Genomic DNA, 18,781 nt, shown 5'->3' with positions numbered 1-18,781 from the left:
TGTTCCTAACTGATGTTGGGGTCGAAGGTGAAGATGACGTAGGTGCCGACGCCCATGACCAGGATCACCGACAGCGCCAGCAGCATGTTCAGCCAGAACCGGGTGGAATCCTTGCGCGAGTAGTCGGCGATCACGGTGCGCAGGCCGTTGGCACCGTGCAGTTGCGCCAGCCACAGCATGGCCAGGTCCCAGACCTGCCAGAACGGGCTGGCCCAGCGGCCTGCGACGAACGCGAAGTTCAACCGCTTCACGCCTCCGTCGAGCAGCAGCATGATCGACATGTGCCCGATGACCAGGATGATCAGCGCGACCCCGGAGATCCGCATGAACATCCAGGCATAGAGCTCGAAGTTGGTTTTGGCGCGACCGCGCGGCGAGCGAGGCAGATCCAGGCTGGCGGGGCGGTCGTAGGACTTGCCGAGGACGGGTGCGCTCATGCCCGGGCCTCCTTGTTGTTCGGCGCTGTCATGGCGGCGGCGGCAGCTGCGTTGGTGGTTCGCTGTTTCATGTCAGTGCTCCGTGAACAGGAGGTAGACCATGCGGCCGATGGCGGGCACCATCAGCACGACCAGGAGCCCGAGAATCCCCCACAGCATCTGACGCTGATAGCGCGGCCCGTTCGACCAGAAGTCGATCAGGATGACCCGCACACCGTTGAGCGCGTGGAACAGCACGCAGAAGACCAGGCCCATTTCCATGAGGGCCACGATCGGGGTCTTGTAGACCGCGATCGTTTCGTCGTAGACCTCCGGGCTGACCCGCACCAGTGCGGTGTCCAGGACATGGACGAAGAGGAAGAAGAAAACGGTGACACCGGTGATCCGGTGCAGCGCCCACGACCACATTCCGGGGTCGCCTCGGTACAGCGTCTTCCGCTTCGGCTGAGCCGGAGCTTCTATCGTGGTCATAGAGTTCGGTGCCTCCAACATCGCTGATGGACCCGGTCGCAGTTCCGATACCGGCCGCGCGGCCGATGTCCGGTGAAAACCAGCTCGCGCTCGGGGTGTGCGCCCCCGATTGGTTGCGCTCCGGCTGGTTGCCGGGAACCTGAACCGATCTGATGTGGACTCTAATCCTCTCCCAATCGGGGAACTAATTCGGCGTGCGGTGCGTTGCGCGACAACGACGCAGGTTAGGGTTGCCTTTGTTGCATGTGAATGGGATGTGCGACGGCTCGGTCGCGCCCGGATACGGCCGCTTCGGCAGGAGGTTCCCGGTGTCGGAAATCGACTGGAAAGCATTGCGTAGCAATGCAATTGAGACTATGCGCAAGGCATATGCGCCGTACTCGCGCTTTCCGGTCGGCGCTGCGGCCCTCACTGGCGCCGGCGGAATTGTGCGCGGGTGCAATGTGGAAAATGTCTCATACGGTTTGGGGCTTTGTGCAGAAACTGTACTCATCGGTAACCATCAAACGGCGGGCGGTGGGCGTTTGCTCGCGGTTTCGGTGAGCGATTCCCGCGGCTCGGTTCTGCTGCCCTGCGGTCGCTGCAGGCAGGTTCTCTACGAGTTCGGCGGGGCCGATCTGCTCGTGGATCACCCGGACGGGCCGGTGCGGCTGGCAGCGCTGCTGCCCGAGGCATTCGGGCCCGATGACCTGGCTGCCGGGCAGCGCTGAGGAGACGGCGGACCCGGCCGGGTGGGCGTGGCGGCGAACACGTACGGAATCCCGTGCCGTGTGTGCGGGTTGCCCATGACATGACTGTGCCGCTGTCCGTGCTCGATCTCGCCGCTGTCGCGGCAGATGGTTCCCATTCGCAAGCGCTCGCCGACACCCTCACCGTCGCGGGGGAAGTCGACCGGCTCGGGTATCGCCGGTTCTGGGTGGCCGAGCATCATGGGATGCCGGGCATCGCCAGCTCAGCGCCGCCGGTGCTGATCGCGGCCGTTGCCGCCGCCACCGAACGTATACGGGTCGGTTCGGGCGGGGTCATGCTGCCGAACCACTCCTCGCTGGTGGTCGCCGAACAGTTCGGGACCCTGGTCGCCCTGCACGGCGACCGCATCGACCTCGGGCTCGGCCGCGCCGCGGGCACCGATCCGCTCATCTCGTCCACCATTCGCCGGGGCGCCGCCGCGGAAGCGGTCGAGGACTTCCCGAAGCAGGTGGTGGAGCTGATGGCCTACTTCGGCGTCATCCCGCCGCTGCGTGGCGGCCAGGGCGACCGCATCCGGGCCATCCCAGGCCACGGCGACGCACCGCAGCTGTGGCTGCTGGGGTCCAGCGATTTCAGCGCCCGGCTGGCGGCCATGCTCGGGCTGCCGTTCGCGTTTGCTCATCATTTTGCAGGCGGTAGAACCACACCGCTGGTCTTCGAGCTCTATCGCCGGGAATTCACCCCCTCGGCGGTGCTGAGCGAGCCGCATTCGATGGTCGCGGTCGCCACCGTCGTCGCCGACTCCGCCGCCGAAGCGCGCCGCCGCACCCTCCCGCAGAACCTGGTGCAACTGCGGATGCGGACCGGGCAACTGCCACAGCGTATTCCGACGCTGGCCGAAGCCGAGGCCTACCAGTGGTCGGATGCGGAGAACGCGTTCGTCGACGATCGCAACGCCCAGCAGGCCGTCGGCACACTCGACCAGGTCCGCGCCCGTATCGACGAACTGGTCGCCGATACCGGGGCCGACGAGGTGATCGTGGCCCCGCAGGGGCCGACCGTCACCGATCGGCTGCACACCCTCCGCGCGCTTGCCGAGCTGCCAGACTGAGTTCCGTGACAGTATTGGACGCGGTTTCCATCATCACGACCAAACGCGACGGTGGTGAGCTGTCCGACGCGCAGATCGACTGGGTCGTCGACGGCTTCACTCGCGGCGAGGTGGCCGACGAACAGATGTCGGCGCTGGCGATGGCGGTGCTTTTGCGCGGGATGAGCCGCAGGGAGACCGCGCGCTGGACCCAAGCCATGATCGACTCCGGGACCAGGCTCGATTTCACCGATCTGCCCCGGCCGACGGTGGACAAACACTCCACCGGCGGGGTCGGGGACAAGATCACGTTGCCGCTGGCCCCTTTGGTCGCCGCGTGCGGGGCCGCGGTGCCGCAACTGTCCGGGCGCGGGCTCGGGCATACCGGCGGGACCTTGGACAAACTCGAGTCCATCCCCGGCTGGCGGGCCGACCTCGATCGCACGCGGATACGTGAGATCCTGTCCGATCCGGCCGCGGGCGCGGTGGTGTGCGCGGCGGGCGCCGACCTGGCTCCGGCGGACAAACGGCTGTACGCGCTGCGCGATGTCACCGGAACCGTCGAGTCGATCCCGCTGATCGCCAGCTCCATCATGAGCAAGAAGATCGCCGAGGGCACCGCGGCGCTGGTGCTGGATGTGAAGGTAGGGGTGGGCGCGTTCCTGAAATCCCGCGCCCAAGCGCACGAACTGGCCACCACCATGGTCGAGCTCGGCGCCGACGAAGGGGTGCGCACAGTAGCGCTGCTGACGGCGATGGACACTCCGCTCGGGCGCACCGCGGGCAACGCTCTCGAGGTGGCCGAGTCCGTCGAAGTATTGGCCGGGGGCGGGCCCGCCGATGTCGTCGAACTGACGGTGGCGCTGGCGCAGGAGATGGTGGCGCTCGCCGGGCTCGACGCCGATCCCGCCGCTGCCCTCGCCGACGGGCGCGCCATGGATCACTGGCGTGCCATGGTGCGTGCCCAGGGCGGCAACCCGGGCGCGCCTCTGCCGCGTGCCCGGCACACCGAAACCATCCGCGCCGACCGAGACGGCGTGTTGACCAGGCTCGATGCGCTGTCCGTCGGGGTGGCCGCCTGGCGTCTCGGCGCAGGCCGCGCCAAACAGGGCGATCCGGTGCAAGCCGCCGCCGGTGTCGAGATGCATGCCAAGCCCGGTGACACCATCGTCGCAGGTCAGCCGTTGCTGACCCTGCACACCGACACTCCCGCCGCCATCCCCGGCGGTCTGACCGCCCTCGCTGACGCCTGCACCGTAGAGCCGTCCTCGGGTGAGCTGTGCCCGCAGCCACTGATTCTGGAACGAATCGAGCCCTGATCGCCCTCGGCGCCTGCGCCCTGGACGTTAGTCCTGGTCATAGTGGGAGCGGTCGCCCGCCGCACGATGCGCTCGTCGGTTGCAGGGAGAGTAACTCGAAATGAAATTCGGCAAAGCGGAGGCGACAAGATGAGAGACGTGCGACAACTTCGCTGACGATCAGCACTGCGGCGGCTACCGTCGATACATGACTGGACCGATGCCGCTGGACCTTGCTTCGATCCGCCGAGCGCCGAAAGCGTTGTTGCACGATCATCTCGACGGTGGTCTGCGCCCCGCCACGGTGCTCGAACTCGCCACCGAATGCGGTTACGACGCGCTACCGGCCGATAATGTCGAGGCGCTGGGCCGCTGGTTTCGTGAGGCCGCCGACAGCGGTTCGCTGGAACGCTATCTGGAAACCTTCGAGCACACCGTCGCCGTGATGCAGACCGCCGACGGCTTGCGCCGGGTCGCCCGCGAATGCGCGCAGGACTTGGCTGCCGACGGCGTGGTGTACGCGGAGGTGCGGTTCGCTCCCGAACAGCATCTGGAGCGCGGGCTCACCCTCGACGAGGTGGTCGAGCACACCCTCGCCGGGTTCCGGCAGGGCCAGGAACTGGCGGCGGAGGAAGGCAACCCCATCGTGGTGACCTGCCTGCTGACCGCGATGCGGCATGCAGCGCGGTCCCGTGAAATCGCCGAACTGGCAGTGCGTTTCCGCGAACGCGGGGTGTGCGGTTTCGATATCGCGGGCGCCGAAGCAGGCTACCCCCCGACCCGGCATCTGGACGCGTTCGAATACCTGCGAGCCAACCACTCACACTTCACCATTCACGCCGGTGAGGCGTTCGGATTGCCGTCCATTCATGAGGCGCTGGCCTTCTGCGGCTGCGACCGGCTCGGGCACGGGGTGCGCATCACCGACGACATCAATGTGCCCGGCGCGGTGGAGGATGCCCAACTGGGTGTGGTCGCCAACTATGTCCGGGATAAGCGAATCCCGCTGGAATTGTGCCCGTCGTCGAATGTGCAGACCGGTGCGGTGCCGTCGCTGGACAAGCATCCGTTCGATCTGCTGGCCCGGCTGCGTTTCCGGGTCACCGTCAACACCGACAATCGGCTGATGAGTGACACCACCATGAGCGGGGAGATGCTCAAACTGGTGGACACCTTCGGTTACGGCTGGAGCGATCTGGAGCGTTTCACGATCAACGCGATGAAGTCGGCGTTCATCCCGTTTCCGGAACGGCTGCGCATCATCGACGACATCATCAAACCGGGGTACGCGGTACTACTCGGCTGATTCCCACCGGCGTCACCGCCACCGCGATACTGTCCTCCTCCGCGCACCCGGCGCTGCTGAGACAGGCCGGGCACATGTCGGTTCGGCGACTGGTCCGGGTGCTACTGCGGGGAGAGCCGGGCCTCGAAGTTGCGTTCCAGCTCCCGCCACGCCTGCGCTTCCGCATCGTAGGGCGGGTTGGGCGCCATCCGGGTCGGGTCGGGATTGAGCAGGTAGGAGACGTACCAGCCGAGCGGGGTCGACTTGGCCAGCGCCTGTTCTACGGCGTCGTCGTCGGCGTAGTCGGCGGCGTCGGTGAACAGTTCCACCGCCAGGTCGAGCTGGTCGACGTCGACCGCTTCCGGGCCGTCGGCCAGATCGTCGGCCAGGCCGGGCAGTACGTAGACGTTCTCGTCGGTGACCTCCACCTCCAGTGACCCGTCCACCGCCGCGGTCTGTACATCCGAGTAGGTGCTCACCCGGGCCAGGTCGTGGTCGTGGTCGTCGGCCAGGTAGCGGGCCAGCGCCCGTTCGGAGGGGAACACCAGGATCGTCTTCTTGGCGCCGAGGAAAATCGGCTCGTCGTCGAGGTAGCAACGCAGCGTGAAATAGCTGCCTGCCGCGGTGACGATCTTGACCGGGTCGATGCCGACCTCATGCCAGAACGAGTCCTCTTCGTCCTCGTCGGTGTCGGTGTCGTCTTCATCGAGGTCCACCGGCTCGAAATCGCTGTCCTCGTCGCTGTCGGCGGCATCGTCGGCATCGACGACGTTCTCTTCTGCGGCGAGCAGTTCGGCTTCGGCGATGGAGACGGCTGCGGCGTCGACATCGGGGGTGCGCACCACCGAGTCGATGGCGTCGAGCACATCGTCCCAGCTCTTGGCTACTGCGGTGCCGATCTGATCCCACAGCTCCTGGCCCTCGCGGCCCGCGAAAGCGGGTACGCCGCCTGCCAGCGCGCCCAGCGCCGGATGCGAACCGAAGAATTTGGTCACCGTATCCAGCTCGCAGACCTCGCCGATATTGCGAACCATCGCGAGGGTGTCTTCGAGCTCGGCGACCGTGTCCGAGTCCGGGTCGCCCGCCACCAGTTCGGGAACCCCGACCAGGTCGAAGGAGAAATTGTCCTCCGGCTCCAGCTCCACCGCCAGCAGCCCGGCCACGACCTTCCAGGCCGGATGGTCGACCAGATCGTTGTCGGTGTCGGTCCGGATGAAGGCGGCGAGTTCCGCGACGGACTCGAAACCGTAGAGGGCGTCCTCGTGCCCGAGGAACGCCTCCCACTCGTCGTCACCGTCACGCCAGCGCGGTGCCCACAGGGTGACGAGATCGCCGTCGGTCAGACCGAGCTCGATCGGGACGATGTCTCCAGAAGCCATGAGCCGAAGCCTATCGAGGTTCCGGCTCAGGCACTATCCGGCCCGCCATCTGTCGTTCCCGCAGGCTGGTGCGCCGGGGAAGCGAACGACTCGTTCAGCGTCGCAACGACCTTGGAGCGCTGCCCGCCTGCGTCCTCGGCGGCCTGCCTGCATGCCCAGATGATCAGCTGGGAGACCTCGGCGGGCGGTAGCGATGTGGCCGATTCGGTGAGGCTGAGCCCGACCAGTGCGCCGTCGCTGTTCACCTCCACGCTGACCATGCCGTCTTCGGTGGTGAACCGGCCGCGCACCTGTTTCAGGCCGTACAGTGCGGCTTCCAGCGCTTCCAGTTTCTGCGTCGCCCCGGCGACCAGGGCATCCATTTCCGCGCTCATACCGGCCTCATCCAGCTCGTCGGTCCCGTGTCGGCGTCGTCGATGCGGTCCAGTTCGTCCACCGCCTGCTGCCGGGTGGGTAAGCCGAGCTGATCCAGGACCTGCTCGGGCACACCGCTGTCGGCGAGCACTTCGCGCCGCCGCGCCCTGGCGGCGATGGTGGAGCGCTGGGTGAGCCGCAGGATCTCAGCGGCCAGAGCCTGTGCGCCGTAGCGGTATTCGCTGCGTTCGAATTTGATCTCCACCGGCATGCCCTGGTCGGTGGCCCGCACCGAGATCGTGCCTGACCGGTTGGTGCTGGCGGCCACCGTGACGGTGGGGACCGTGGGGACGGGTTGTTCGCTCATTCGGTGGGCCTATAGAAACCGTAGAACTCCATACCACTGTTCTCCGTTCGAATAGAACTGATCTGGACCGGGTCGCCGGCCTCGATGAGCTGCCCGTTACCGACCACCATGGCGACATGGCCGTCCCATACGGCCAGGTCGCCGGGCATCAGGTCGCCGGGCGACACCGGGGTGGCGCCGTTGGCCTGTTCGTGCGCAAGACGAGGCAGTTCGACACCGGCCTCGCCGTAGGCGTACTTGGTCATACCGCTGCAGTCGAGGCCGGCGCCGGGGGTGTTACCGCCCCAGACATATGGGGTGCCGAGCGTGCCGAGGGCGGCGCGCACCGCGGTGGCGGCCTTCTGGTTCGGCGCTTCCACCACGCTGCCGTCGGGCAGTGTGACCTTGACGCCTTCGCCGGTGCTCGTCCCGCTGTCGGTGGTGCTGCCCGGTTTTCCCGGTGTCGACTGCGAAGTTGCGGAGGCGGCCGGGCTCATCGCCGCGCCGAGCATCTGGCCCGCGGTTCCGGTCAGGCCCGAGACCAGCTGGGAGATGCCCTGCGGTCCGCCGAGCGCTGAGGCCACCGCGGCCACGGGAGCCGTCGCTGCGGGCGCGGTAGCAAGCGGCGGGGTCGGCGGCGGCGGGGCGAGCTCGTTCATCGATGCGGTGTGGGTGGTGAGCTCGTTCTGTACCCTGCCAACCACCCCGAGGGCTTGGCCCAAGTGGTCGATCGCCGAACCAACGAGCACGGTGAGCCCGGCCGGGGTGGCCAGGGCCGGACCGGCGGCGACCGCAGTGTCGATGAACGATTGCGCGATCGCGGTCAGCTCTTTTTGCCCGGTCTCCACTTCGGCGGCGGCCCGGCCGACCACCGTCGCCATCTCGTTGCCGCGGTCGGAGATGCTCGCCGCCGAGGTCTGTACCCGCAGCGCCTTCGAGGTGGCGGCATCGGCGCCCTGACCGTCCCAGGCGGTGTTCATCTGGTTGATGGTGGTCCGACCGAAGGCGTGCACCTGGTCGATCGCGGTGGATGCGGAACGCAGCGCATCGCCCGGCCCGCCGACCGGCAGCACACCGCTCCCGAAGCTGGCGAGCAGATCGAGAATCGGCTTCGCCAGGGCGTTGATGTCGATCACCGGGTCATCCTTCGGTGGAGGCGGACTTCAATGCGTTCGCGTTGTCCAGGTCGGTTTCGTGATAGCTGGTGGCGGAAGCGACCGCGGCGCCGCTCATGCTGGACAACACCGCAGACAGTTGACCGATGGTCGCGACGTGCCCCGCGTGCGCGGCCGAGTACGCGGCCATGAAATCACCGCCGATCAACCCGAATATCGGACCAAGCAGGGCGGGCCCGGCCCCGGTCGCTCCCGCGCCCGCCGCGGCGAGCTCCCCGGCCATCAATCCGGTGCTGGCGCCGTAGACGGCGATACCATCGGCATCCGCTGCGATTTTCGTCATCAGAGCTTCCCCCATCGTCTTCGTTTCCGGGCAGAGTATGTCATCTACCTGTTTGGACGCACCGACTTCGCGATCGGTTCCATCGTGTCGCAAGAAATTCCGCGACGCACTGCGTGGCCGATACCGGACCGACTTTATCGTTCCCTCATGCGCATGCACACTGTGGACCATCCGCTCGTCGCGACTCTACTCACCATCCTGCGGGACGTGCGCACCCCGGACCCGGCTTTCCGTGGGGCGCTGCGCGATCTGACCGGCCTGCTGATCTATGAGGCGTTGCGGGATGCGCCGGTGGAAAACTTCGAAGTCACCACCCCCATCGCGGTGACCGAAGGTACGCGGCTGGCGAATCCGCCGCTGCTGGTTCCGGTGCTGCGCGCCGGACTCGGGATGGTGGATGCGGCGTCGGCGCTGATCCCCGCTGCCAGGGTCGGTTTCGTCGGTATGGCGCGGGACGAGCAGAGCCATCAACCGGTTCCGTACCTGGAGTCGTTGCCGCCGGATCTGTCCGGGGTACCGGTCTTCGTGCTCGACCCGATGCTGGCGACCGGTGGGTCGATGCGGTACACACTCGAATTGCTCACCACCCGTGGCGCCACCGATATCACCGCCGTCTGCGTGGTATCCGCTCCGGAAGGTATTGCCGCGCTGGAGGATTCCGGGCTACCGGTGCGGTTGTTCACGGCCGCGGTCGACCAGGGGCTCGACGAGGACGCGTTCATCGTGCCGGGTCTCGGCGACGCGGGCGACCGGCAGTTCGGACCGCGGTGATACCGCCCCGCGGGTCTACGGCGTCAGCTCGCCAAGTCCCGGCAGAACTGTCGTAGGCGAGACAACCGCTGTTCGGCCGAGGTGCGTGCCGAGCCGAGTGCGGCCCGCTCGGATACCGGTTCGACGACTTCGAGATAGCACTTGAGTTTGGGTTCGGTGCCGGACGGACGGACGACGATGCGTGCGCCTGCATCTGCGAAAATCAGCGCATCGGTCCGCATCCGGCCACCCGCCTTCGCCAGGTCGGTGTACGACATGGTGGTTCCGGCGATTTCCCGAGGCGGCTCGGCGCGCAGCCGGTCCAGTACGGCCGCTGCGGCTGTCGCATCCGGCAGCCGCAGCGAGACCTGATCACCCGCGTGCACCCCGAATTCGAGCGCGTAGTTGTCGAGCTGGTCGAACAGAGTGCGGCCCTGCGCCTTGCGCTGCGCGACCAGATCGGCGGCCGCCACCGCCGCGGAGATACCGTCCTTGTCGCGCACCATGGCCGGATCGACGCAGTGGCCGATCGCCTCCTCGTAGGCGTAGACGAGGCCGTCGCCCGCCCTGGCCAGCCATTTGAAGCCGGTCAGCGTCTCGGCGTAACGGGCGCCCCTGGCGGGGGCCAGTCGCGACAGCAGGCGCGAGGAGACGATGGTGGTGGCGACCAGCGCATCCGGTTTCGCGGTCGCCAGCACGTAATCAGCGAGTAGCACACCGGTTTCGTCACCGCGTAGCATCCGTATCCCCTCCGGACCACGGACTCCGACGGCGCAGCGGTCGGCGTCTGGGTCGAGGGCTATGGCGATATCGGCGTTGACTCGGCGCGCCAGGTCGAGCAGCAGGTCGGTGGCGCCGAGCTCCTCGGGATTCGGGAACGCGACGGTCGGAAAATCAGGGTCGGGCGCGAACTGTTCCTCGACTACGTGCACATCAGTGAAACCGGCGGCAGCCAGCGCTTCGACCGCAGTGGGCCCACCCACGCCGTGTAACGGGGTGAGGGCGATCCGGATAGCTGCTCTGGCCCCGGGGCCGCCGATCAGTTTCGGTAGCCGCGCCATCCGGTCGAGATACCGCGGCAGCAGGTCGGCGCCCGACGGCGCTACCGGTGCGCGAGCGATCGGCTCGGCGACAGCCTCGATCATGCCCTCGATCTCGGTATCGGCGGGCGCGAGCAGTTGCACGCCGCCGTCGAGATACACCTTGTAGCCGTTGTCGGATGCGGGGTTGTGCGATGCGGTGATCTGCACGCCTGCCACCGCGCCGAGCTCGCGCACCGCAAACGCCGTCACCGGGGTGGGCAGCGGTTCGGGAAGCAGGGTCACCGCGAAACCCGCTCCGGCGAAGATTTCCGCTGTGACGGTGGCGAATTCGGCCGAGCCGTGTCTGGCGTCGCGGCCGACGACTACCCGGCCGCCGCCGAGGCACCGGTCCTGTAGCCAGCGCGCCAGTCCGGCGGTGGCGCGGCCGACCGTGGTCACGTTCATACCGTCGGGCCCGTCTTGCAGGGGCCCGCGCAGGCCTGCGGTTCCGAAACGCAGCATCTACAGCCGTTCCACCACACTGCGCAGCAGTTTGCCGAGTCGTGGCGCGGCGGCATGCCCTTCGGCCAGCACATCGGCATGCGCCAGCGGCGCGCCCGTCACCCCGGCGGCCAGGTTGGTGACCAGCGAGATACCGAGCAGGCGGGCGCCGAGCGCGCGAGCGGCGACGGCCTCCAGCACGGTCGACATCCCGACCAGGTCGGCGCCGATGGTGGCCAGCATCCGGATCTCGGCGGGAGTCTCGTATTGCGGCCCGGTCAGTCCCGCGTAGACGCCCTCGGTGAGGCTCGGGTCGATCTGCTTGGCCAGCACTCGCAGTTCGGGATCCCAGGTGTCGACCAGGTCGACGAACGTCGCTCCGGTCAGTGGGGTGCGGGCGGTGAGGTTGAGGTGATCGCTGATCAGCACCGGTTCCCCGACGTGCAGCCCGGGTCGGATACCGCCTGCCGCATTGGTCAAGATCACCACCTCGGCGCCCGCGGCCACCGCGGTGTTCACCGGGTGCACCACCTCGGCGGGGCCGTGGCCCTCGTACAGGTGCTGGCGTCCCATCAGCAGCAGGACCGGTGTATCACCTACCGGGATCGAAAGCACCATCCCCACATGCCCCTGTGCGGTCGGGGTGGCGAATCCGGGCAGTTCCGGCATCGGCACCGACGCGGTCGGGGTGCCGATCTCTGCGGCGGCGTCCTGCCAGCCCGAGCCGAGCACCACCGCGACGCGGTGTCGCGCTACTGAGGTCCGTTCGGCGATCGCTTCCGCGGCCTGTTCGGCAAGCATGAAAGTCACTGTATCGGCTCCCGTGACGCCCCGGCTCGATAACGCAAGCGCCCCGCGGCACCGGCGCGCGCGGGACACAACAGGCCTACCGGCGAGTAGTCTCGCTGCCCGTCCCGCTACCCTGCCCGTATGCCGTATCTGGAACGTGACGGGGATGTGTTTGTGCTCCACCTCTGCGACGAGGGGAAGACAGACAGCGACAACCGCTTCCATCCCGACTGGATCGACCGGTTCCACGCGCTGCTGGACACCGTCGAAGCGAGCGAAGGCCCCGCGGCCCTGGTCACCATCGCCGACGGCAAGTTCTACAGCAATGGTCTCGACACCGACTGGCTGTTCGCCAACCTCGACCAGATGCACGGCTACCTGGACCGGGTGCACACCATGTTCAGCAGGCTGCTGGCTTTCCCGCTGCCGACCGTCGCCGCGATCAACGGCCACGCCTTCGGTGCCGGCGCCATGCTCGCCACCTCGCACGACTTCCGGGTGATGCGCGCCGACCGCGGCTTCTATTGTCTGCCGGAGGTGCAGCTGGGCATGCCGTTCACCGTCGGTATGAACGCGCTGCTGACCGAACGCCTGACCAACCAGGTCGCGGTGCACGCCATGACCACCGGCCATCGCTACGACGCCGACGACGCCATCGCCTCCGGCATAGTGGACGGCAAGGCCACCGCGGAGGAACTGCGCGATACGGCCCTCGCCCGCGCCGCCGAGCTCGCCGGGAACCGCAAGCCCAACCTCCCGGTCATCAAACGAGCCCTGCACGCCAAGGCCCTTGCCGGTCTCGCGGTGCCGAATACGACGGACAACCTCGCCTTCGCCGGCTGACACAGCGAACGTAGCCGCAAACCTCCGCCGGACCGCTGATGCTCTGGCCACCCGCTACCGTCGAGTATGTTCCGCCACACCGGGCGCGGGCGCTCGCTGGCGCGTCGGCAGTGCGAGACTGTGTGCCATGCCACACTCGCGCAGCGGCCCCGAATTTCACGGTGCCCATTCCCACCAGCCAGGTAGCGAGCCGACGCTGCCCGGCGGGGAGCCGACGCTGCCCGGTGGTGGGTCCGCTCGCGGTCAGCCGGTGCCGGGCCGAAACCAGGACGGGCCTCCGAGCCAGGAGCCGGCCGGAAATCCTTATATCGCGCGCTCGGATGCGGCCATCACCGCCGCCGGTTCGGAGCTGATCGCGCTCTCACACTCGATTCACGCCGAACCGGAGCTGGCGTTCGAGGAGACCCGTAGCGTCGCCAAAGTGCTGGTCCCGCTCGCCGAACGCGGGTTCGAGATCGACCACGGTGTCGCTGGCCTGCCCACTGCGTTCCGCGCGAGCTACGGCAGCGGCCCGCTGACCGTCGGGCTCTGCGCCGAATACGACGCCCTTCCCAAACTCGGCCACGCCTGCGGCCACAACATCATCGCCGCCGCATCGGTCGGCGCGGCCCTCGGCCTGGCCGAGGTGGCCGACGCACTCGGGATCACCGTGGTGGTGCTCGGCACGCCGGCCGAGGAGAGCGGCGGCGGCAAGATCCTGATGCTGGAGCACGGTGCCTTCGACGACATCGCGATGGCACTGATGGTGCATCCGGGACCGGACGAGATCGTCGATGCGCGCTCGCTGGCGCTCGCGGATCTGTCGGTGGTGTTCCACGGTCAGGAAGCGCACGCGAGCGCGGCCCCGGAACAGGGCCGCAACGCCGGTGATGCGGCGACCATCGCCCAAGTGGCGATCGGTCTGCTGCGCCAGCATCTGCGCCAGGGACAGCAGCTGCACGGTATAGTCGGCGACGGCGGCGTAGCCCCGAACGTCGTGCCCGCACGTGCGGAACTGCTGTACTACTTGCGCGCAGCCGACTCCGCATCCCTCGGCGATCTGATGCGACGCGCATCGGCCTGCTTCGAGGCGGGCGCCCTCGCGACCGGCTGCACCCACGAAACCCGGACGCTCGCGCCCACCTATACCGAGCTCACCCCCGATCCGGCGTTGCTGTCTGCCTATCGCACGCAGATCGCCGGCCTGGGACGGACGCCGATCGCGCCCGAGCTGGCGGCACAGCGGCCCCTGGGCAGCACGGATATGGGCAATGTCACCAACGTCATCCCGGGGATTCACCCGGTCATCGGCATCGATGCCGGTGGCGCGGTGACACACCAGCCGGGTTTCGCGGCGGCTAGCGTCAACGCCTCGGCCGACCGCGCGGTACTGGACGGGGCGACGGCGCTTGCGCGTACTGCGATCGCCGCGGCCCGCGATGAATTACACAGAGACAGGTTGTTGCAGCGGCTCGTCAGACGACAGGAGGATATTCGGTGAGTACAACCGGCCGTTCGGTGCGGATCGGGCAGGACGCGGTGGACGCGGTCGAGGCCTGGCTGGCCGAGCACACGGTCGACCTCGTCCAATGGCGCAGGCATATCCATGCCAATCCGGAATTGTCGCGCACCGAGTTCGCGACCACCGAATTCGTCGGCGCCTGGCTCACCAAGGCGGGACTCACCCCGCATGTGCTGCCCGGCGGCACCGGCCTGATCTGTGATATCGGCCCCGATACGCCCCGGATCGCGCTGCGCGCCGATATGGACGCCCTGCCGCTGCAGGAATTCACCGGACTCGAATTCGCTTCCACCGTGCCCGGCGTCTCACACGCCTGCGGTCACGATGCGCACACCACCATCCTGCTCGGTACCGCGCTCGCGCTGGCCGACCTGGAACTGCCGGCCGGTGTGCGGCTGATCTTCCAGCCCGCCGAGGAGGTCATGCCGGGCGGCGCGCTGGACGTGGTCGCGACCGGCGCGATGGAGGGTGTCGAACGGATCTTCGCGCTGCACTGCGATCCGCGGCTGGAAGTCGGCAAGGTCGGTATCAGGGTGGGCGCCATCACCTCGGCCGCCGACACCGTCGAACTGGTGCTGGATTCCCCAGGCGGCCACACGTCGCGCCCGCATCTGACCAGCGATCTGGTCTACGCGATCGGCACCGTGATCACCGGCCTGCCCGGGCTGCTCAGCCGCCGCATCGATCCGCGTACCAGCACGGTGATGGTGTGGGGTGCGGTGAGCGCGGGCAAGGCACCCAACGCCATCCCACAGACCGGCATGCTCACCGGAACCATCCGCACCGGTGATCACCCGACGTGGTCGCTGCTGGAACCGATGGTGAACGAGATCGTCGACGGGCTGCTCGCGCCCACCGGGGTGCGCTATCAGCTGAACTATAGGCGCGGTGTGCCGCCGGTGGTCAACGACCCCGAATCCACCCGGATCTTCGAAGACGCCATCCGTGCGGTGGGTCCAGGCACGCTCGCCGACACTCCGCAGTCCGGCGGCGGTGAGGATTTCTCCTGGTATCTGGAGGAAGTCCCGGGCGCAATGGCGCGGCTCGGTGTCTGGTCGGGGCAGGGCGAACAGCTCGACCTGCATCAGCCCACCTTCGACCTCGACGAGCGGGCGCTGGCCATCGGTGTGCGCACCATGACCAATATCGCGCTGGGCGTCAGCTGAAGTTGTTTCCGGGGCCGACGTTGCGGCTGTTGCGGGTGCGCAGGGCGTGCACGTATTCCTCGGGCGCGCCCGCCTTCTCCGCGGCATCGGCCATCACGCCAAGGTAGCGGGCCGACGGCAGCCCGCCCTCATAGGCGTCGAGCACATAGAGCCAGGCCAGGATCGGTTCGGTGCCACTGCCGGGGTTCGGGGTCACCCGCAGCCGGATCTTGCGGTGGATCCCGAAATCCGAGCCCTCCCAGCGGTCCAGGCGCTGCTCGTCTTCGGGGGAGACGTCGTAGAGCACGACGAACACCCGAGAACCCGGCTCCTCCACCACCGTGGCCAGCGGTCCCTCCCAGCCGATGTCGTCCCCGCTGAAGGTGAGACGCCAGCCCTCCAACCAACCCGTCCCGAACATGGGGGAGTGCGGGCAGCGCTCGAGCATCTGGGTCGAGTCCATATTGGACCCATAGGCGGCGTAGATCGGCACGAGGTGAAGGGTATCAGCGGCCGCCGTGGCACACCGGCAACCGAGCGAGCCGGGGCAGGCCAGGCCAGTTACCGTTACCGAGTGCCGGAGATCCCGGTCAGAAGGTTCGAGCGGAGGTACCCATGACCCGCATTGCGATCATCGGCGGCGGACCGGCCGGATACGAGGCGGCGCTGGTAGCAGCCCAGCACGGGGCGCAGGTCACGCTGATCGACTCCGAGGGCATCGGCGGGGCCTGTGTGCTGTGGGATTGTGTGCCCTCCAAGACGTTCATCGCCTCCACCGGGGTGCGTACCGATCTGCGTCGGGCCCGTGACCTGGGTATCCGTCTCGATCCCAGTCAGGCCAAGGTTCGGGTGCCGGAGGTGAACGAGCGGGTCAAGGCGCTGGCGTTGGCGCAGTCGGCCGATATCCGGTCCAAACTGCAGGGCGCGGGGGTGCGAGTACTCGCGGGCCGCGCCAGGCTGCTTGACCGGACCTCCGGGCTCCGGGCGCACCGCGTCGAGGCACGGCTCGGCGACGGTGAGGAGGAGATCCTGGAGGCCGATGTGGTGCTGATCGCCACCGGCGCCAGCCCGCGGGTGTTGCCCGGTGCGGAACCGGACGGTGAACGGATCCTGAACTGGCGTCAGCTCTACGACCTCGACGAGCTGCCCCGAACGCTGGTGGTGGTCGGTTCCGGTGTCACCGGTGCCGAGTTCGTTTCCGCCTACACCGAAATGGGCGTGCGGGTGATCCTGGTGTCCAGCCGGGATCGGGTGCTGCCGCATGAGGACGCGGACGCCGCGCTGGTACTAGAGGACGCGTTCGCCGAACGCGGGGTGGAGCTGGTCAAGCACGCGCGCGCCGAATCGGTCCGGCGTACCGAAGAGGGGGCTGGCGGGGTGGTGGTCACTCTGTCCGACGGCCGCACCGTCACCGGCTCGCATGCTCTGATGACGGTCGGCTCGACGCCCAATACCGATGATCTGGGCCTGGAACGTGTCGGCATCGAACTCGACCGCGGCGGATATCTTCGAGTCGACCGGGTTTCGCGGACCGGGGTGCCGGGCGTGTACGCCGCAGGCGACTGCACCGGATTGCTGCCGCTGGCGTCGGTTGCGGCCATGCAGGGCCGGATCGCGATGTATCACGCGCTCGGGGAGGGGGTGAACCCGATCCGGCTCAAAACCGTCGCCTCCGCGGTGTTCACCCGCCCGGAGATCGCCACCGTCGGAGTCGGCCAGACCGCCATCGACAACGGTGAGGTGCCCGCGCGCACGGTGATGTTGCCATTGAACACCAACCCGCGTGCCAAGATGTCGAGCCTGCGGCGCGGTTTCGTCAAGATCTTCTGTCGACCAGCGACCGGTGTGGTGATCGGCGGTGTCGTCGTCGCGCCGATCGCCTCCGAGTTGATCCTGCCGATCGCGATGGCGGTGCAGAACAATCTGACGGTCAACGATCTGGCGCAGACGTTCTCGGTGTACCCGTCGCTGACCGGTTCGGTCACCGAGGCCGCGCGCCAGCTCATGCGGCACGACGACCTGGATTGAAAACACCGGTTCGGCCTCGGCGGCAGCCTGCGATGTTCTGCCTGGACCGGTCCGTAACCGTCTGTGGCTTGGCCAGAGAGCGGATATCCGCGAGACGCCATGGCGCCTGCATAGATTCGTCACGTTGCCAGCAGCGCATACTTGTGGTTCACTTCCCCGCAGAGATGCGATCGGCGGGCGGTCGCGAGGTTTGTTGTCAGGGGGACTCGTCCTTTCCGGGCGCGAACGGCGAACGGCCCCCGGGCCGTTACGCAGGTGCGCGTCTCATTGTGGACAACTGAGTGCGGCCCGGCGGGTCCGTACCCGGGAAAGAGATTGGGCGAAAAGTGAAACATCGCAAGCCGAGTCGGACGCACCGAGCCATGGCCAGTACTTCGCTGCCGCTGGCCACTGCGGCCGCCGTGGCCACGTTCTTCGCCTCGCCGGCGGGGGCCGTTCCGAACGATCAGCCGACCACACCGGGCACACCCGGCCCGGCGCAGCCGGGTACCACCGACACCCAGAACAGTCCGGAGACCACCGAGCCCGGTGTTCAGCAGCCGGGGGTACAGGGCCAGGACGATCCGGCGACGCCACCTACGCCGAGCCAGCCGGGTGTCACCACACCGAAGCCGAACCAGCCAGGCCAGGAGCGGGAGCAGGACAACCTGACCGCGCCCACCCAGCCGGGTGTCACCACACCGCGTGTCGCACCGCTGCCGGTGCCCGGCCAGCCGAACCCGGTGCAGCCGGTGATCGAGCAGGACCGCCAGCCGGGGGAGCAGGATCCCAACCGGCCCGAAGCGGAAACCGAGCCGGGCGCGGAAGGTGCCGATGCTCCGGATGCCGAGAACTCCGACGGCGCCGCGCCTTCCGGAGACAACGCCCAGGCCACCGATCCGGAGATGGAGACGCTGGTGCAGCCGCAGCAGTGGCAGGCGCCGCGTAACGAGGCCGCTCCGCCCGCGCCGGTTGTCGAGATGACCGGTCCGCACGCGGAGATCGGTGCGGCCATCGACGGCGGCACCCTGATCCCGGGCCATGTCGCCAACACCCATCACTTCCGCAACGACGCGGGGTATGTCGGCACCGTCGGCTACGCCACTCCGGAGGGGGCGGGCGAGGCCGGTATCTCGGTCGAATTCCTCGATGTGAACACGATCAAGGTGTCCACCTTCACCGGCGGCCAGGGACTGCCGGACAACAAGGCCACCCATATGATCGACACCACTCAGCTGAACGCGGCCAAGGCCGCCGTGGAGCATTGGATCGCCGCGCAGCCAGGTGGGGCTGCCGCGCTGGAGGCGGCGGCGAACTTCCAGCCGCCCGCGCTGCTCCCGCCGGGTGATATCGCGCCGCAGACGATCAACGTCGCTGGCGTGACCACCCAGTGGGGTGGTTCACTCCAGTACTGA

20 protein-coding genes are annotated in these 18,781 nt (G+C 67.9%); 10 read left to right on the top strand and 10 right to left on the bottom strand.

The features are described 5' to 3' along the window. Positions 1 to 5 precede the first annotated feature (5 nt). Both B0T44_RS17645 and sdhC read right to left on the bottom strand, forming a co-directional pair. The gene (locus B0T44_RS17645) at positions 6 to 437 is read right to left on the bottom strand and encodes a succinate dehydrogenase hydrophobic membrane anchor subunit (protein ID WP_077119772.1); all 432 of its coding nucleotides are present in this window, start codon (positions 435 to 437) and stop codon (positions 6 to 8) included. Positions 438 to 509: 72 nt separating this feature from the next. Continuing rightward, positions 510 to 908 carry a succinate dehydrogenase, cytochrome b556 subunit gene (gene sdhC, locus B0T44_RS17640; RefSeq protein ID WP_081512251.1) on the bottom strand — a complete coding sequence of 133 codons (399 nt, stop codon included), beginning with the start codon at positions 906 to 908 and terminating at the stop codon, positions 510 to 512. 308 nt (positions 909 to 1,216) lie between these two features. Between sdhC and B0T44_RS17635 the strand changes: the two genes are divergently transcribed. From B0T44_RS17635 to B0T44_RS17620, 4 genes are all read left to right on the top strand, one after another. Further along, positions 1,217 to 1,618 carry a cytidine deaminase gene (locus B0T44_RS17635; RefSeq protein ID WP_077119813.1) on the top strand — a complete coding sequence of 134 codons (402 nt, stop codon included), beginning with the start codon at positions 1,217 to 1,219 and terminating at the stop codon, positions 1,616 to 1,618. Between the two features lie 80 nt (positions 1,619 to 1,698). Continuing rightward, entirely contained in the window at positions 1,699 to 2,709 is a 1,011-nt protein-coding gene (locus B0T44_RS17630) for an LLM class flavin-dependent oxidoreductase (RefSeq protein ID WP_077119768.1), read from the top strand. Positions 2,710 to 2,714: 5 nt separating this feature from the next. Then, positions 2,715 to 4,007: a thymidine phosphorylase gene (locus B0T44_RS17625; protein ID WP_217697535.1), complete on the top strand. Its 1,293-nt coding sequence runs from the start codon at positions 2,715 to 2,717 to the stop codon at positions 4,005 to 4,007. A gap of 187 nt (positions 4,008 to 4,194) precedes the next feature. Further along, a complete protein-coding gene (locus B0T44_RS17620; protein ID WP_077119764.1) occupies positions 4,195 to 5,292 on the top strand; it encodes an adenosine deaminase in 1,098 nt (365 codons plus the stop codon). Positions 5,293 to 5,393: 101 nt separating this feature from the next. Here the strand turns inward: B0T44_RS17620 and B0T44_RS17615 are convergent, their stop codons facing one another. The 5 genes from B0T44_RS17615 to B0T44_RS17595 are packed head-to-tail and all read right to left on the bottom strand — an operon-like array spanning position 5,394 to position 8,808. Next, the gene (locus tag B0T44_RS17615; RefSeq protein ID WP_077119762.1) at positions 5,394 to 6,650 is read right to left on the bottom strand and encodes a SatS C-terminal domain-containing protein; all 1,257 of its coding nucleotides are present in this window, start codon (positions 6,648 to 6,650) and stop codon (positions 5,394 to 5,396) included. Between the two features lie 26 nt (positions 6,651 to 6,676). After that, positions 6,677 to 7,024, bottom strand: coding sequence for a YbaB/EbfC family nucleoid-associated protein (locus B0T44_RS17610; protein WP_077119760.1), 348 nt, complete (start codon positions 7,022 to 7,024; stop codon positions 6,677 to 6,679). Then, complete coding sequence (locus tag B0T44_RS17605) at positions 7,021 to 7,371, bottom strand: hypothetical protein (RefSeq protein WP_077119758.1); 351 nt, start codon at positions 7,369 to 7,371, stop codon at positions 7,021 to 7,023. Before B0T44_RS17605 ends, B0T44_RS17610 begins: the two co-directional genes overlap by 4 nt. After that, positions 7,368 to 8,486 (bottom strand): C40 family peptidase, encoded by a 1,119-nt coding sequence (locus tag B0T44_RS17600; RefSeq protein ID WP_077119755.1) that lies wholly within the window; start codon positions 8,484 to 8,486, stop codon positions 7,368 to 7,370. The genes B0T44_RS17605 and B0T44_RS17600 overlap by 4 nt, the downstream gene beginning before the upstream one ends. 4 nt (positions 8,487 to 8,490) lie before the next feature. Further along, positions 8,491 to 8,808, bottom strand: a complete 318-nt coding sequence (locus B0T44_RS17595) for a type VII secretion target (RefSeq protein ID WP_077119753.1) — start codon at positions 8,806 to 8,808, stop codon at positions 8,491 to 8,493. A 147-nt stretch (positions 8,809 to 8,955) separates the two neighbouring features. On the opposite strand from B0T44_RS17595, the gene upp reads away from it, so the two are divergent. Continuing rightward, entirely contained in the window at positions 8,956 to 9,579 is a 624-nt protein-coding gene (upp, locus tag B0T44_RS17590; protein ID WP_077119751.1) for a uracil phosphoribosyltransferase, read from the top strand. Positions 9,580 to 9,602: 23 nt separating this feature from the next. On the opposite strand, the gene B0T44_RS17585 is transcribed toward upp, so the two are convergent. Both B0T44_RS17585 and B0T44_RS17580 read right to left on the bottom strand, forming a co-directional pair. Beyond that, positions 9,603 to 11,102, bottom strand: a complete 1,500-nt coding sequence (locus B0T44_RS17585; RefSeq protein ID WP_077119749.1) for a phospho-sugar mutase — start codon at positions 11,100 to 11,102, stop codon at positions 9,603 to 9,605. Then, complete coding sequence (locus tag B0T44_RS17580; protein ID WP_077119747.1) at positions 11,103 to 11,882, bottom strand: purine-nucleoside phosphorylase; 780 nt, start codon at positions 11,880 to 11,882, stop codon at positions 11,103 to 11,105. It abuts the gene before it with no gap. A gap of 129 nt (positions 11,883 to 12,011) precedes the next feature. Here B0T44_RS17580 and B0T44_RS17575 point away from each other — a divergent pair, with 129 nt between their 5' ends. From B0T44_RS17575 to B0T44_RS17565, 3 genes are all read left to right on the top strand, one after another. After that, positions 12,012 to 12,713: an enoyl-CoA hydratase-related protein gene (locus tag B0T44_RS17575; RefSeq protein WP_077119745.1), complete on the top strand. Its 702-nt coding sequence runs from the start codon at positions 12,012 to 12,014 to the stop codon at positions 12,711 to 12,713. Positions 12,714 to 12,840: 127 nt separating this feature from the next. Then, positions 12,841 to 14,193 carry a M20 family metallopeptidase gene (locus B0T44_RS17570; protein ID WP_254854229.1) on the top strand — a complete coding sequence of 451 codons (1,353 nt, stop codon included), beginning with the start codon at positions 12,841 to 12,843 and terminating at the stop codon, positions 14,191 to 14,193. 38 nt (positions 14,194 to 14,231) lie between these two features. Next, complete coding sequence (locus B0T44_RS17565) at positions 14,232 to 15,380, top strand: M20 family metallopeptidase (protein WP_077119811.1); 1,149 nt, start codon at positions 14,232 to 14,234, stop codon at positions 15,378 to 15,380. Here B0T44_RS17565 and B0T44_RS17560 read toward each other — a convergent pair. Next, positions 15,373 to 15,852: a gamma-glutamylcyclotransferase family protein gene (locus B0T44_RS17560; RefSeq protein ID WP_077119743.1), complete on the bottom strand. Its 480-nt coding sequence runs from the start codon at positions 15,850 to 15,852 to the stop codon at positions 15,373 to 15,375. The two genes, B0T44_RS17565 and B0T44_RS17560, sit on opposite strands and share 8 nt — an antisense overlap. A gap of 122 nt (positions 15,853 to 15,974) precedes the next feature. On the opposite strand from B0T44_RS17560, the gene B0T44_RS17555 reads away from it, so the two are divergent. Next, positions 15,975 to 17,387 carry an NAD(P)H-quinone dehydrogenase gene (locus B0T44_RS17555; RefSeq protein ID WP_077119741.1) on the top strand — a complete coding sequence of 471 codons (1,413 nt, stop codon included), beginning with the start codon at positions 15,975 to 15,977 and terminating at the stop codon, positions 17,385 to 17,387. Positions 17,388 to 17,749: 362 nt separating this feature from the next. Beyond that, positions 17,750 to 18,781: a hypothetical protein gene (locus B0T44_RS17550; RefSeq protein WP_245839332.1), complete on the top strand. Its 1,032-nt coding sequence runs from the start codon at positions 17,750 to 17,752 to the stop codon at positions 18,779 to 18,781.

Source organism: Nocardia donostiensis (assembly GCF_002081715.1).
Lineage (GTDB): Bacteria > Actinomycetota > Actinomycetes > Mycobacteriales > Mycobacteriaceae > Nocardia > Nocardia donostiensis.
This window is presented reverse-complemented; position numbering and strand designations above follow the sequence as displayed.

Coding starts and splice junctions, on each gene's coding strand:
- sdhC (WP_081512251.1), bottom strand. CDS start 908: ATGACCACGATAGAAGCTCCGGCTCAGCCGAAGCGGAAGACGCTGTAC.
- B0T44_RS17610 (WP_077119760.1), bottom strand. CDS start 7,024: ATGAGCGCGGAAATGGATGCCCTGGTCGCCGGGGCGACGCAGAAACTG.
- B0T44_RS17645 (WP_077119772.1), bottom strand. CDS start 437: ATGAGCGCACCCGTCCTCGGCAAGTCCTACGACCGCCCCGCCAGCCTG.
- B0T44_RS17630 (WP_077119768.1), top strand. CDS start 1,699: ATGACTGTGCCGCTGTCCGTGCTCGATCTCGCCGCTGTCGCGGCAGAT.
- B0T44_RS17605 (WP_077119758.1), bottom strand. CDS start 7,371: ATGAGCGAACAACCCGTCCCCACGGTCCCCACCGTCACGGTGGCCGCC.
- B0T44_RS17585 (WP_077119749.1), bottom strand. CDS start 11,102: ATGCTGCGTTTCGGAACCGCAGGCCTGCGCGGGCCCCTGCAAGACGGG.
- B0T44_RS17555 (WP_077119741.1), top strand. CDS start 15,975: ATGACCCGCATTGCGATCATCGGCGGCGGACCGGCCGGATACGAGGCG.
- upp (WP_077119751.1), top strand. CDS start 8,956: ATGCGCATGCACACTGTGGACCATCCGCTCGTCGCGACTCTACTCACC.
- B0T44_RS17570 (WP_254854229.1), top strand. CDS start 12,841: ATGCCACACTCGCGCAGCGGCCCCGAATTTCACGGTGCCCATTCCCAC.
- B0T44_RS17620 (WP_077119764.1), top strand. CDS start 4,195: ATGACTGGACCGATGCCGCTGGACCTTGCTTCGATCCGCCGAGCGCCG.
- B0T44_RS17595 (WP_077119753.1), bottom strand. CDS start 8,808: ATGACGAAAATCGCAGCGGATGCCGATGGTATCGCCGTCTACGGCGCC.
- B0T44_RS17615 (WP_077119762.1), bottom strand. CDS start 6,650: ATGGCTTCTGGAGACATCGTCCCGATCGAGCTCGGTCTGACCGACGGC.
- B0T44_RS17550 (WP_245839332.1), top strand. CDS start 17,750: ATGGCCAGTACTTCGCTGCCGCTGGCCACTGCGGCCGCCGTGGCCACG.
- B0T44_RS17580 (WP_077119747.1), bottom strand. CDS start 11,882: ATGCTTGCCGAACAGGCCGCGGAAGCGATCGCCGAACGGACCTCAGTA.
- B0T44_RS17575 (WP_077119745.1), top strand. CDS start 12,012: ATGCCGTATCTGGAACGTGACGGGGATGTGTTTGTGCTCCACCTCTGC.